This is a genomic window from Paeniglutamicibacter cryotolerans (assembly GCF_014190875.1).
Taxonomy (GTDB): Bacteria; Actinomycetota; Actinomycetes; order Actinomycetales; family Micrococcaceae; genus Paeniglutamicibacter; species Paeniglutamicibacter cryotolerans.
In genome coordinates, this window is sequence record NZ_JACHVS010000002.1 from 856,776 (window position 1) to 868,936 (window position 12,161).

At 63.3% G+C, this 12,161-nt stretch carries 12 protein-coding genes; 6 read left to right on the plus strand and 6 right to left on the minus strand.

Translation table 11 applies throughout. From position 1 onward, the window contains the following. Positions 1–473: 473 nt before the first annotated feature. Positions 474–1,199, minus strand: coding sequence for a beta-ketoacyl-ACP reductase (gene fabG, locus E9229_RS17100; RefSeq protein ID WP_183512856.1), 726 nt, complete (start codon positions 1,197–1,199; stop codon positions 474–476). Between the two features lie 163 nt (positions 1,200–1,362). Here fabG and E9229_RS17105 point away from each other — a divergent pair, with 163 nt between their 5' ends. The 3 genes from E9229_RS17105 to E9229_RS17115 are packed head-to-tail and all read left to right on the plus strand — an operon-like array spanning position 1,363 to position 3,040. Continuing rightward, positions 1,363–1,881 carry a DUF3099 domain-containing protein gene (locus tag E9229_RS17105; protein ID WP_183512857.1) on the plus strand — a complete coding sequence of 173 codons (519 nt, stop codon included), beginning with the start codon at positions 1,363–1,365 and terminating at the stop codon, positions 1,879–1,881. Continuing rightward, positions 1,878–2,135 (plus strand): hypothetical protein, encoded by a 258-nt coding sequence (locus tag E9229_RS17110; RefSeq protein ID WP_183512858.1) that lies wholly within the window; start codon positions 1,878–1,880, stop codon positions 2,133–2,135. The genes E9229_RS17105 and E9229_RS17110 overlap by 4 nt, the downstream gene beginning before the upstream one ends. Positions 2,136–2,140: 5 nt before the next feature. Beyond that, positions 2,141–3,040: an SURF1 family cytochrome oxidase biogenesis protein gene (locus E9229_RS17115; RefSeq protein WP_183512859.1), complete on the plus strand. Its 900-nt coding sequence runs from the start codon at positions 2,141–2,143 to the stop codon at positions 3,038–3,040. 239 nt (positions 3,041–3,279) lie between these two features. Here E9229_RS17115 and E9229_RS17120 read toward each other — a convergent pair whose 3' ends face one another. After that, on the minus strand, positions 3,280–3,597 hold the full coding sequence (locus E9229_RS17120) for a hypothetical protein (protein WP_183512861.1): 318 nt from the start codon (positions 3,595–3,597) through the stop codon (positions 3,280–3,282). 1,101 nt (positions 3,598–4,698) lie between these two features. On the opposite strand from E9229_RS17120, the gene E9229_RS17125 reads away from it, so the two are divergent. Next, positions 4,699–4,899 carry a hypothetical protein gene (locus tag E9229_RS17125; protein ID WP_183512862.1) on the plus strand — a complete coding sequence of 67 codons (201 nt, stop codon included), beginning with the start codon at positions 4,699–4,701 and terminating at the stop codon, positions 4,897–4,899. Positions 4,900–5,087: 188 nt separating this feature from the next. Next, the gene (locus E9229_RS17130; protein WP_183512863.1) at positions 5,088–5,582 is read left to right on the plus strand and encodes a DUF3995 domain-containing protein; all 495 of its coding nucleotides are present in this window, start codon (positions 5,088–5,090) and stop codon (positions 5,580–5,582) included. 787 nt (positions 5,583–6,369) lie between these two features. Here the strand turns inward: E9229_RS17130 and E9229_RS17135 are convergent. From E9229_RS17135 to E9229_RS17150, 4 genes are all read right to left on the minus strand, one after another. Then, positions 6,370–7,923: an ABC-F family ATP-binding cassette domain-containing protein gene (locus E9229_RS17135; RefSeq protein ID WP_221184766.1), complete on the minus strand. Its 1,554-nt coding sequence runs from the start codon at positions 7,921–7,923 to the stop codon at positions 6,370–6,372. 138 nt (positions 7,924–8,061) lie between these two features. Beyond that, entirely contained in the window at positions 8,062–9,153 is a 1,092-nt protein-coding gene (locus tag E9229_RS17140) for a GTP pyrophosphokinase (protein WP_183512865.1), read from the minus strand. Positions 9,154–9,234: 81 nt separating this feature from the next. Then, positions 9,235–10,032 carry a DUF2637 domain-containing protein gene (locus tag E9229_RS17145; protein ID WP_183512866.1) on the minus strand — a complete coding sequence of 266 codons (798 nt, stop codon included), beginning with the start codon at positions 10,030–10,032 and terminating at the stop codon, positions 9,235–9,237. Between the two features lie 96 nt (positions 10,033–10,128). Then, a complete protein-coding gene (locus tag E9229_RS17150; protein ID WP_183512867.1) occupies positions 10,129–11,268 on the minus strand; it encodes a VanZ family protein in 1,140 nt (379 codons plus the stop codon). A gap of 255 nt (positions 11,269–11,523) precedes the next feature. Here E9229_RS17150 and E9229_RS17155 point away from each other — a divergent pair, with 255 nt between their 5' ends. Beyond that, positions 11,524–12,156: a uracil-DNA glycosylase family protein gene (locus tag E9229_RS17155; RefSeq protein WP_183512868.1), complete on the plus strand. Its 633-nt coding sequence runs from the start codon at positions 11,524–11,526 to the stop codon at positions 12,154–12,156. The last annotated feature ends 5 nt before the right edge of the window (positions 12,157–12,161 follow it).

A 12,161-nucleotide genomic window follows, 5' to 3' on the forward strand; every position in this document is an offset into this window, starting at 1 on the left:
CCGGACCCGCTGACGGCGCCATCGCGGGAACCGGGCGTGGATTCACGCCCACGTTTCTAGGCATATTCCCATGCCGGTGCAGAACCAGCTCCCCCAGATCAACCCGACGTCTTTGCTTTCAGTAGAGGTGCGCTAGGCATTCGAGGTGTGCGGGTTGAAAAGTTAACTAACTCAAAAATTTACCTAGATTTATAATAATACAAGGATTATGCACAGGGAAACCTGGTCATGCCATCTCGGGGTCGGCCTACTCAAAATCCGGACGGACCCCTATGAAAGCAGGGGTTTGTCCGCTATCGATGTCCGACAAACGGCACCGTTGCTGCTATGGCAGAAAATCCGCGCAGGACCGCTCCCCCGGCCACCTCGCGCTCGGCGCAGGGTGGCCCCAACCGATTCCGGGCGCACAATACTACGGGGTGGGAAGTGCGGTTGAACCCGCTCCCCACCCCGCCGACATGTATATGGTTGCGTTAGTGGCCCATGCCCAATCCACCGTCAACGGGGATGACGGCACCGGAAATGTAACCGGCCTCGGGACCGGCGATCCAGCGCACTACCTTGGCAACTTCATCGGCCTCGGCGAAGCGCTTGGCCGGAATGGAATCCAGGTAGCCCTTCTGCGTCGCCTCGGGCAGCGCGGCGGTCATCTCGGTGTTGATGAAGCCCGGAGCCACGACGTTGGCGGTGATTCCACGGGAACCAAGCTCGCGGGTCAGCGATCGGGCCATACCGACCAGGCCGGCCTTCGAAGCGGCATAGTTGATCTGGCCCGGGGATCCATAGAGTCCCACGACGGAGGAGATCAGCACAATGCGACCGCGACGCAGCTTGATCATGCCCTTGGACGCGCGCTTGATCACACGGAAGGCACCGGTGAGATTGGTGTCGATAACGGAGGTGAAGTCCTCTTCGCTCATGCGCATCAGCAGCGTGTCGCGGGTGACGCCGGCGTTGGCGACAAGCACCTCGACGGGGCCGTGGGCCGCCTCGACCTCGGTGAAGGCCGCATCGATGGACGCGGCGTCGGTCACGTCGGCCTTCACGCCGAGCAGGCCCTCGGGCACCTCGCCCGAACGGTAGGTGATGGCCACATTATCGCCCTGTTCGGCGAAGGCACGGGCAATGGCCAGGCCGATGCCGCGGTTTCCACCGGTGACGAGGATGCTGCGGGGAGTGTAGGTAGGGATTTCGGACATGATTCCTCCAGGTACGAATAGCTCGGGGTTTTGCTTGCCATCGTATCGGTCAACTGGCCAACTACATGATTTACCCCGGTCCCTGCGCCCCGATTCGTGCCGAGGGTAGGTCGGTGAGAGAATGGAACGAAACACAGCCCTCAGCCAAAGAATCAGCCAGGTCATGCAGCAGCCCCACGGGCCAAAAGTCCACCGCATTACGGACGCAGACGAGTCGCGTTCCGCAGACATGCACTCGCGCATGGTCAAGTACACGATCTCGATGTCGGTGCGCTTGGCCTGCTTCATCGCCGCGTTCATCTTTGACGGGTGGCTGCGCTGGGCACTTTTTGCCGGCGCAGCCGTCCTGCCCTACATCGCCGTGGTCTTGGCGAATGGTGGAGCGGATCATTCGAAGCGCGGCGAGGCATCCTGGATGAATGACGGGGGTCCCCGCAACTCGCTGGGCCCGGCCGGCAGCTCCACTGCTGCCGATCCCGCGAACCCGGACACGCCCGATGGTTCCGGGGCGTCCGCAGGCCCGGCCGAGGACTCGCCCCTGCGCGAGGAAGACGACCCCGTTGAGGGCATCGTCCTGGAGGGGCTGCTGCTGGAGGACCTGGAAGAGAATCCGCATAAGCCGCACCGCGGCCAGCAGCACGGGCCCCACGGCCCCGCTGCCGCCGACGGGGGCGCAGCATGAGTCTGTTCGATCAGCTGGCCGGCATCGAGGGCCCGGAAACGCCACTCTGTTCGCGTAAGGGCTGCCGCATGCAAGCGACGTGGCGCCTCGAATGGAACAACCCGCGCATCCACTCCCCCGAGCGGCGAAAGACCTGGTTGGGCTGCGACGAGCATGCCCCGTGGTTGGAAAACTATTTGACCGAACGTGGCCTGTTCAAGGAACGGCTGCCATTGGAACCCATCGGCGCCCCTGGCGCCACCGAGGAGAACTAGCACCCGTGTATCGTTTCTTGGCCAGTACCCGCTGGCTCGGCTGGCTCCTGATCGCCTGCGTTTTCGCCGCCGGGTGCGTCTTCCTCGGCCGCTGGCAGATGGACCGCCTTGCCGGGGTGAAGGAGGAAATCCGCCACGTCCAAGTCAACTACGACGCGGCTCCCCTTACCTATGCGCAGGCCGCACCACTCTTGGACCACCTGCCCGAGGACGGCAAGTGGACCCAGGTCGCCCTGACCGGCAAATACGCCATCGATGACACGGTCATCGTGCGCAACCGTCCGCGCTCGGGCAACCCCGGCTACGAGGTCCTGGTTCCGTTCCATGTGAAGGACGGAGGGACGGTCATCGTCAACCGCGGCTGGTTGCCGATCGGCAACGAACACGCAGGTAATCCGGATGTGGTGCCAGCTCCCCAGTCGGGAACCGTGCAGATCGTGGTGCGGCTGAAGTCCGGCGAACCCAAGGTGAGTCGCGGAGCGCCTGCCGGCCAGCTGGCCTCCATCGAGCTGCCCGCTATGGCGCAGCTGCTCGACTACCCCATTCATCTGGGCGCCTACGGCCTAATGGCCACCGAATCCCCCGCGGCGGCCACGGCACCGGATCAGATTGAGAAGCCAGAAGCGGACGAGGGCTCCCATCTCTCCTACGCCTTCCAGTGGTTCACCTTCGGCCTGCTTGCCTTCTTCGGGCTCGGCTATGCGGCCAAGCAGCAGGCACGGCTCAACCGCGAAGACAAGGAAGTCGAGGAGGCCGCCGTCGCCAGCGGCATCGAGGTCGACCATTCGGCCTACCGCGCCCCGCGTCAGCGCAAGACCCGCCGTCGCGACGGCTCACTGACCGATGAGGCACTGGAGGACGCATATCTCGATGCCGTCGAGGACAAGGGCCGCCCCGGAAGCTGATTCACCTGCGCTTCCCTGCCCCACCGGGTACTCCCCCTGGCCCTTCGCGCCAACCACCACGCCGTATTCATGGGCCGCCCCGGCCAAGAGCTCTCAGCCAGGGCCCGTTTCCGGATGGCTCACATCCAGGGACTTCATCATTACTTTGTCCTGTTCCACGTAATTTCGGTTCGCGGCATGAAAATGAGGTATCCGGCCAGGTCCTGCCGGCGCACCGATACGTCAGTTCCTGAAGATCCTCAGTTACAGTTCAACACGTGGTCTCGGGCCGTGGCGTATCGTTCAAAATACGCGCAGTGGTGTTTCTGGCCCAGCTTGCCCATTAAGAAGCGTGCCAAAACCCGATCGGTCGGACCCGAACCCAAGAGAGCTACACGGTTTCGCGCGACGCCATGGCTGAAGCGTTCCGCGACTCCGCCCGCCACTCCATCTAGTCCGGAAACATCAACGAACACGGGGGCATCCGCCTCGTGGTTCCGGGCGAAGTACTGCTGCTGCATCTCCACGAACATGGCCACGTTCAGCGTGGTGCCCGGGAAGAAACCGATTTCCAGCACGCGATCCTCCGTGAACCGCATCCAAGAGGAAGGCCCTGTCCAGCCCCACCGCGGGGAAGAATCGGTGCCGAGCTCACAGCTGTTTCTCACGTGGATCAGTCCGGCCTCGGGGCCGGGGTCTTGGTACCGCTGCTGCACAGCACTGGTGGGCTTCGATACGTCTACCTCGAGCGTCCTCACCTTGTACGTACCGACCCAGCCGCCGCGCGGCCCGGCAGCGCTAGGTGGACCAAGCGTTGATTTCGGGGTTCACCAGGTACCCGGGAGCGGCATTGGCCGTGGGTCGTGGGACATGCCGTCCTCCCCTCGCGCCAGGGCTCAGATCGCGGGTGGAAGCCTTGAACCCGAGCGGCGTCGGGGAAACGGCGTGCGCCCTGTCCTCCGTTGAGGTACCTCAACACGGAAGATGACAGGTAGCCGGGCACCTTCTGGTATCTGGCGGTCTCGAACCAGTCCTTGGGTCCGGCTTCCGGCTGGTGGATCAGCCGACGTAAAATCGTCGCAATGACAAAGGAAACCCGAGTCAGGATCGCTTCCACCCTGTTGATGCTGACGGCGACCATCCTTCGACGGTAACGCACCGGGTAGAGGACCGAGCACGGTCCTGCCATCCTTGCCATACCCGCCGGATAATGACAAATTCCTGGTGCCGCCGGGCAGCCGTTGCCAGCCGTATGCCGTCCAACGCGACCCGGCACGTCATGGTCCCGCTTAAGCTCTGCCTCGTCTGTCAAAAATATCTCCCCCATAAGAAATTTTCTTCAACGGCATCTGACCCCAAGTCAGATGCCATCACTCGTCCTCTTAGCCTATCCCATGGCCTTATGCCTTTTGAGCTGGGTTGATAAGGATTGTTGATATGTCACACTCTGTGACTCATCAATGTGCTCCGTGCCCTGCGCAAACCGATAGTTCCCTGTTTGCCCACGTTCACGACACCAGCAAAATGACGCCCCTGCTCCTCACCGAACCTCGGTAATCTTTGTATGTGCCTGGCCACAGGGCGAGCCCTCTGCCCCGGAATCGGCAGCGTCCCGGAAACGAGAGGTGCGGGTCGGTCCTTGTTGACCCCAACGCGATCCAACTGACATCCTCAAGGACATGCGTCCCAACCTGATCGTCATCGCGAGTATCGTTTTCGTTCTTGCCGTAAACATCGCATTGGACAAATACACAGATATTCCCATGCTGATTCGCTGGACTCTATCGGCTGGCCTTGGGCTGGTCGTCACCCTCGCACTGACTAAGTTTTCCGAGCGCCGACAAAAACTCAATACCAACAATGCATTGGACCGCCCGTAGATCGTCCACAGATCAAACTTCAAATCCCAGTCTTCTCGTCAGCAACGCCAGACGCCGTGCAATGGTGCATCCCGGACTTTTGGCCTTACCAATTGGGGAACGATCTACGGGCGGCCCGACGTTTCGAGAGGGGCGTGTCGGGGCGGTATCGGTACGGGCGCAAACAACTTGTCGACAAGGATGAGTAAATGCAATCAACGAACGATGACGCCGCCGCGGCCTACACGGCGCATCGAGGCTTTCTCATCGGCGCGTGTCTCGGAGGTATTCACGCGGGTTTCAGCCTCTACTGGGCCGCGGGCGGTACCTGGCTCGTCTGGACGCTGGGAAGCAGCCTGCTGGAAACCTTTCGTGGGAAAGAGTGGCTTCTCATTCTGGTCGCCATCGTTAAGCTCGTCGCTGCCCTGGCACCAGTCCTGCTGGCCCGTCGAGGGTGGCCAGCCGATCCGCTTACTCGCGGGATATCCTGGCTGGGTGCACTAGTCCTAGTCCTCTGGGGCGGATTGAACACAATCGTCGGCAACCTTGTACTCGCCGGGCTGATCGGCGATCCTTCCGGCTACGACCTCCCGGGCATGATCGGCCACGCCTACCTGTGGGACCCGATTTTTCTCGCGTGGGGAATCGCTTTGGCGTTCGGCCTACGGGCAACCCGGAAACGAAGCACAACTAGCCTGAGGTAGGGTAGCGATCCGGCCTGAAATCATTGCATTCACAGCCCATTTTCCTAGATGTACAGTTCGGCTACGTATTGAAGATTAAGACATTCTTATGGATTCTTGCCCATCCTCCGAATTCATGTATCCGGGTGTCGGCCGCTGTGCTCGCTTCGCCTTTTGCGGGCTGGCGGAGAATGATATTTGCACTTTTCATACGCTGAAAGGTGCCAACCGAATGCAGAGGAGGAAGAACGTATGACGAGCAGCGGCGAATTAACCTGCGCTCTAGATTGACCTTGAGCTACGGCGGGTTTTCCTGTGTCTCTGGCAACTGGTGACTTTTTAGGGTTGGTTCGCTTGGATTTCAATTCGTCGCAAGAGGAACCTCAGCGGGACATGAGTGGCGCAATTTCCGGGTCAGTCCGAAGGGCAAACGTGGACTGACCGGGGCACTTCTTTAGCGACCCCGCTAGGGAAATCCGGTGCTACGTCAAACGCTCCCTGACCCGATGCGTGTAAAGGATACCGAATGCCGCGGTTCAGGTGCAAAAGCCGCACGAAGCCGCTCGACAAGCGGAGAATCAGGAGTCGTGCCTGCTACCTCACTCATGACACCGGTGGCCGGTCTGATAACCCTGGCTAGTGGGACGATGGTTCATGGTTCCGCGTCTAGTGGCGGAATCTCCTGTCGTGAGCTTCCGGGCCGACCCCTCCGGCCCCGTTCACGCCCCCCATGCCGAAGGGGCCCCGGTACCGCGCGTGATGCGCGGCACCGGAGCCCCTTCGTCTGGTGGTTGCGGGGTGCTGGTTATTAGGCCAGCGTGACCAGTTCCAGGTAGTCGTCGTTCCAGAGGTCCTCGTCGCCATCGGGCAGCAGCACGACACGGTCCGGGTTCAGCGCCGACACGGCGCCTTCGTCGTGGGACACCATGACCACGGCACCGGGGAAGTTGGACAACGCGGAAAGGATCTCGGCACGCGAGGCCGGGTCCAGGTTGTTGGTGGGCTCATCGAGCAGCAGCACGTTGGCGCTGGAGGCCACGATGGTTGCCAGGGCCAGACGCGTCTTCTCGCCGCCGGAGAGCACGCCCGCCGGCTTGTTCACGTCGTCGCCATTGAACATGAACGAACCGAGGATGCCGCGCACCTCGGCATCGCCCATGCGGCTCGGAGCGGCCGAACGCATGTTTTCCAGCACCGAACGCTCCACGTCCAGGGTGTCGTGCTCCTGGGCGAAGTAGCCGATCTTCAAGCCATGGCCCGGGATCAGTTCCCCGGTGTCAGGTTCGGACACTCCGGCGAGCATCCGCAGCAGCGTGGTCTTACCGGCACCGTTCAGGCCCAGGATGACCACCTTGGATCCGCGGTCGATCGCCAACGACACGTCGGTGAAGATCTCGAGCGAGCCGTAGGACTTGGACAGGCCCTCGGCCATGAGCGGGGTCTTGCCACACGGTGCCGGGTCCGGGAAGCGCAGCGCCGCGACGCGGTCGGCGACGCGGACGTCGTCCAGCCCGCCCATGAGGCGGTCCACGCGCTTGAGCATCGACTGGGCGGCGGATGCGCCGGAGGCACGGGCCTTCATCTTGTTGGCCTGGGCCAGCAGGGTCGTTGCCTTCTTCTCCGTATTGGCGCGTTCGCGCTTACGTGCGCGCTCATCGGTTTCACGCTGCTGCAGGTAGCGCTTCCAGCCCAGGTTATAGACGTCCATGGTGGCGCGGTTGGCATCGAGGTGGATGACCTTGTTGACCGTGGCCTCGAGCAGCGAGGTATCGTGCGAGATCACCAGCAGACCACCTTGATGGTTGGCGAGGAAGCCGCGCAGCCAGGTGATCGAGTCGGCATCGAGGTGGTTGGTGGGCTCATCGAGTAGCAGCGTTTCGGCATCCGCATACAGGATGCGGGCCAGCTCCACGCGGCGGCGCTGGCCGCCGGAGAGGGTGGACAGCGGCTGGTTGAGCAGGCGCTCAGGCAGCGAGAGGTTGTTCGAGATCGCGGCGGCCTCGGACTCGGCAGCGTAACCGCCACCGGCGATGAACTCGGCCTCGATGCGGTCGTACTGGCGCATGGCCTTGGCGGCGACCGCCGGATCCTCGGAGGCCATGTCCTCGTGGCACTTCTTGAGCTTGCCGACGACGATGTCCAGGCCGCGAGCGGAGAGGATGCGGTCTCGGGCCAGCTGCTCCATGTTCGGGGTGCGCGGATCCTGGGGCAGGTAGCCGATGGTTCCGCTGGTGGTGACGGTGCCGCCGGCGGGCAGCGATTCTCCCGCCAGCACGCGGGTCATCGTGGTCTTGCCGGCGCCGTTACGGCCGACGAGGCCGATCTTGTCGCCCTTGTCGATCCTGAAGCTCACGCCCTCCATGAGTAGGCGTGCTCCGGCGCGGAGCTCCAAATCGGCAATGGAAATCACGGTGACCCTTTCGAAGGAAATGTTGGTGGTTGCACATAGGCAACCTATCCAGTCTACCGGGGCCCGGCACCAACGCAGGCGTGTGATCCGTCACTTGGCCGCGCGATAGCCCTCCATCTGGCGCAGGCGACGGCGCAGGGAATCGGCGCGCTGCCTGTCCCCTCCCGCCGTGAGTTCGATGTGCCGCGTGCCGAAGTGCCAAAGCAACACGTCATCGAGCAGGCGGTCTGGACCCGGCGAATAGCGGTGGTCCAGTGCCGCGCGGACGCTGGTGATGACATCGGACTGAAGCAGCCTGGCGAATTCCAGCGTCGTGACCACCGAATGGGCGGCCAGCAGTTCGCCGGCCCAGCCCCAATCGTCGTCGGACTTGCGGTCAACGTGCGGCAGCAGGGTCTGCCAGATCTGCCGGATCCGATCCGGATCCAATGCCACCGCCCCCTCGCCCTCGGCATCCCAGTAACCGCTGACCGTCTGGAACCGTTCGTGGATCTGGGAGAACTGGTCCTCCACGGCCTCGAGCATCGCAGCGGTGGCGGTGAACTGGCGGTCGGTGTGCGGGCTCCAGGCCCGCGGTTCGGTGTTTTTGAAGCGGATGTCGTGTTCGATTTCACTCCAGGCATGGGAGAGTACGGTGCGGATCTGCACCTCGAACACGAAATTGCCGTTGACCGGAACGGCACCGCCCAGGGATGCTTGGAAGTCCCTGGCCCGGTCATCGCCGCGAGTGCGCAGGATCAGGTGTCGGCTGGAGTAGCCGTAGGTTCCGGATTCGACCGAGCCGATGTCCTTCTCCCGGTCCGAACGGCAATCGAAGTCGGAGCGGCGCCGCTTGATCAGGTTGGCAGCATCGCGGATCTCGTGTGGCAGCTTCACGATCACCCTGACCCCCACCAGGTCATGGATCTCACGTAGCGGTGCCGGGAATTCAAGCTGCGGCACCGACTCCCCATCAGCCGGCACCAGCATCCTCGAGGCCTTCTCCCGAAAGGACTCGACCGTTTTGGCCCGGGCCGTGACGAACAGCGGATGCACGTCCGAGCCATCGAACAGGTCTCCGATCCTGCTGCGCATGGACTCGCTCAGGGCGTCGAGCACGGGGCGCACCCGGGCGTACATTTCGGTGCTTGCCACCACATCGGGGCGCAATCGTTCGTCAAGTGTTTCCCACAGGGTTCCCACTAATTATCCTCCGGCGGTGAATCTGGTCACGGAGAACTCACGATACCAAGTCAAACCGTCAATCCGGTGTGGACCCGGCCACTAGGCGCGACCGGTCACCTTTTCGCCGTCCAGCGCCTGCATGGCCTCGTCGTACAACGGAGCCGTTTCGTTGGTGCCGCCAGCGGTCGACACCTTGGCTGCCGGAAGCGTTCCGGTGGCCTTGGCCTTGACAGGCGCGGCGCTCACTACTGCTGCCACCTGCTGTTTGGTTGCCGCGTGCTTCGCTGCTACGGCCTGCTCCGCCCGCAGCCGGGACAGTTCCTCGGTGTGCTCGACCCGAGCCGCATCGGCGGCGGCCTGGGCATCGTCCATGGCGGCGGCCCAACCGTCATCGTAGGCAACGCCGTACTTCTCCCCGGCGACTGCTTCCTCGTCGTGGTCGCGGATGGCGCGCAGCTCGGCCGCCTCGGCCCGCTTTTGGTACATGTGCACCGTGAGGTGGGTGATGGCGAGCAGCACGACCGGAGGCATCGCGGCAACCAGCGCCGAAACGAGCGGCGGGATATCGGAGGCCATCTTGTCCACCGAGAGAATGGCATGCACGGAGTTGGCTGCCGTCGAGACGATGGCGCCGAAGAAGAGCAGCGCCCAGGGATAGATCATCGCGCGTCGGCTGTGCCCGTTCAGGGCGACGATGGCCACCGTCGCAGCGACGATCATGCCGTCGACGATGATCGGCCAGATCCAGGCGAGGTTGGCCTCAATGCCCGAACGCTGGGCCAGGTCGGTCAGTGCGGCGAAGGACAGCACGAAGGCGCCGATGGCGATCAGGACGGTGGCTGCCACGGCCGTGCCGAGCACTGTCTTGTGCGGTTCGTTCGGAAGTTTTTCGAGCATCTTGGGGGCTGCCTCAATGGTGGGGAAAAAGCGGGCAAAGCGGTGCCCTGTTTCGGTACCGCAGGGGGTCCGGCGCAGGTGCGCACCTAGAGGATTCTACGCGTTGCTCCGGATCCGATTCATCCTGGCCGGTCCGGCAGGGACCCTCAAGTCGGCCATCGAGAGACCGCTCAGGCGGATCGAAACTCCCAAGGCACGCGGGTCCAGGAGCACCGAAATGACGGCCGCGACCAGTAGCAACAGCCCGATGCCGGCACCCGCACCGCCGAGGCCTGTTCCGGGCATGAGGACCGAGAGGTTCCAGGCCATGGAGAAGCCGCCGGCACCGAGCAAAGCACGCAGCAAGGTCCGGCCGGAGCCCGCCGAGGCCCCGTCGCCGGAGACGGCGCCGATCCAGACACAGCGCTGGCCCCACGAGGCCCGGGTCCGTCCCAGTCCGGGGGCGAAGACCACAGCCGCAGCCGGGGCGAGCAGATAGGCCCAGAACAGCAAGGGATGACCGGCAACGCCGAAGCCCAGGGCCTCGCCCGCCATCTGGATACCGGCAACCAGCAGCCAGACCAGCTGCAGGAAAGCGACATCGAACACCATGCCCAGCAAGCGGCGCGGCCGGGTCAGTGGACGCGGACCGAGCTCCTCGGCGTTCCGGGCCGGACCGCCCAGCCAGGCGAACACGGGCAGATAGGCCAGCACGGCCCCGATGAGGGCTCCGATGAAGTTCGCCATCAGGTCATCGACGTCGGCGAACCGATAGGCGCAACCGAACAGGCCCCACACCCCGGTGTATTGGGTCATCTCAATGGCCACGGTGGCCAGGGCCCCCAGCGCCAGGGCCCCGAGAAAGCCGGACTTGAGCCAGCGGACCGCAAAGAGCCCCAGTGGGATGAACAGCAACACGTTCAGTGCCACCTGCACGAATGCCGGGTCCCGCAGGATCGCGCCCATGGGGCCGGAAAGATCTGCCTGGATCTCGTGCAGGAAGTTGAGCGGTTCCTTCTGGAAACCACGATGCCCCTGCGTGGCACAGAAATCGCCGCGGCTGGCCGGCAGCGGGAGCATTGTGTAAGCACCGAGCGCGAAGAGGTAGACCACCACGCCCGTGGTTCCGATGGAGCGGCCCCAGGAGAGGCGCCCGTACCTGCGGTATTGCAGGGCGAGCAGGTAGATCCCGGTAACGAGCAAAAAGAGGCATCCGAACAGGATGGCGATCCAGCCGGGCCAGAGGCGTTCATTCATTGGTCAAAGCTATCGTTTGGACTATGGATCGGGGGGCCGATGTGCCGATCATCACCACGGGCAAATGAACCCCGAATGAACTTTTTGCCACGGATCCACGCTAAGCTGGAGATGGACGTTCGGGCCCCTTCGGCCTCTCGCGACACCGGTCCATATCTGATCGGCGATACCCCCACACTTTCACGCAATGTTTTCACGGGCCGGTTCATCGTGCCTGTGCACTTTTTGATGCACGATCAGGAGAAACACACCTTCATGACAGCTCTCGCACCGGATCAGGCCACCCCCTCACTTTGGGATCGTCGCTACGAGGAGCACATTGCTCCCGTTAACCGCTTGGTCGATGAGACCGGTGCCCTCCGTCCGCAGAGCAGCATTTCCTACGTGGACCCCGTCCACAACGTCGATGAGGCACGCATCATCTGCCTGTTTTCCAACATCGGCACCGCCAACGACACCGGCTTCATCGACGCCGGCTCCGAGGAAGCTGCCACCCGCATGCTGGGCATGCAGTGGCAGCTTGGCCTGCGCCCCGAGTACCTGATGCCGTGGAACGTCCACCCGTGGCACACCCCGGGCGAGGCGAACGGCAAGTTCGAACCGGGGCAGATCACCTCCGGCCTGAAGCCGCTGCTGCGCTTGCTCAAGGTCGTCCCGCGCGCTTCGGTTCTCATTGCCCATGGCACCGAGGCCCACCGCCTGTCCGAGCAGCTGCTCAAGACGCAGAACCCGTTGCTGTGGCGCCGCGGCTTCAAGACCTACAAGGTCAAGTCGCTGGACGGCCGCGCATTTGCCGGCTCCCCGGAACGCCAGCAGAACCACCTCGAGGAAATCTACGCCGCGTACTCGGATTCCATGGCCCGCACCGGCCTGGCCGCCGTGAAGTAGCACCG

What these genes read in the sequence shown, in the direction of transcription:
- fabG (WP_183512856.1), bottom strand. Translation starts at nt 1,199, where the DNA reads ATGTCCGAAATCCCTACCTACACTCCCCGCAGCATCCTCGTCACCGGT.
- E9229_RS17105 (WP_183512857.1), top strand. Translation starts at nt 1,363, where the DNA reads ATGCAGCAGCCCCACGGGCCAAAAGTCCACCGCATTACGGACGCAGAC.
- E9229_RS17110 (WP_183512858.1), top strand. Translation starts at nt 1,878, where the DNA reads ATGAGTCTGTTCGATCAGCTGGCCGGCATCGAGGGCCCGGAAACGCCA.
- E9229_RS17125 (WP_183512862.1), top strand. Translation starts at nt 4,699, where the DNA reads ATGCGTCCCAACCTGATCGTCATCGCGAGTATCGTTTTCGTTCTTGCC.
- E9229_RS17130 (WP_183512863.1), top strand. Translation starts at nt 5,088, where the DNA reads ATGCAATCAACGAACGATGACGCCGCCGCGGCCTACACGGCGCATCGA.
- E9229_RS17135 (WP_221184766.1), bottom strand. Translation starts at nt 7,923, where the DNA reads ATGGAGGGCGTGAGCTTCAGGATCGACAAGGGCGACAAGATCGGCCTC.
- E9229_RS17145 (WP_183512866.1), bottom strand. Translation starts at nt 10,032, where the DNA reads ATGCTCGAAAAACTTCCGAACGAACCGCACAAGACAGTGCTCGGCACG.
- E9229_RS17150 (WP_183512867.1), bottom strand. Translation starts at nt 11,268, where the DNA reads ATGAATGAACGCCTCTGGCCCGGCTGGATCGCCATCCTGTTCGGATGC.
- E9229_RS17155 (WP_183512868.1), top strand. Translation starts at nt 11,524, where the DNA reads ATGACAGCTCTCGCACCGGATCAGGCCACCCCCTCACTTTGGGATCGT.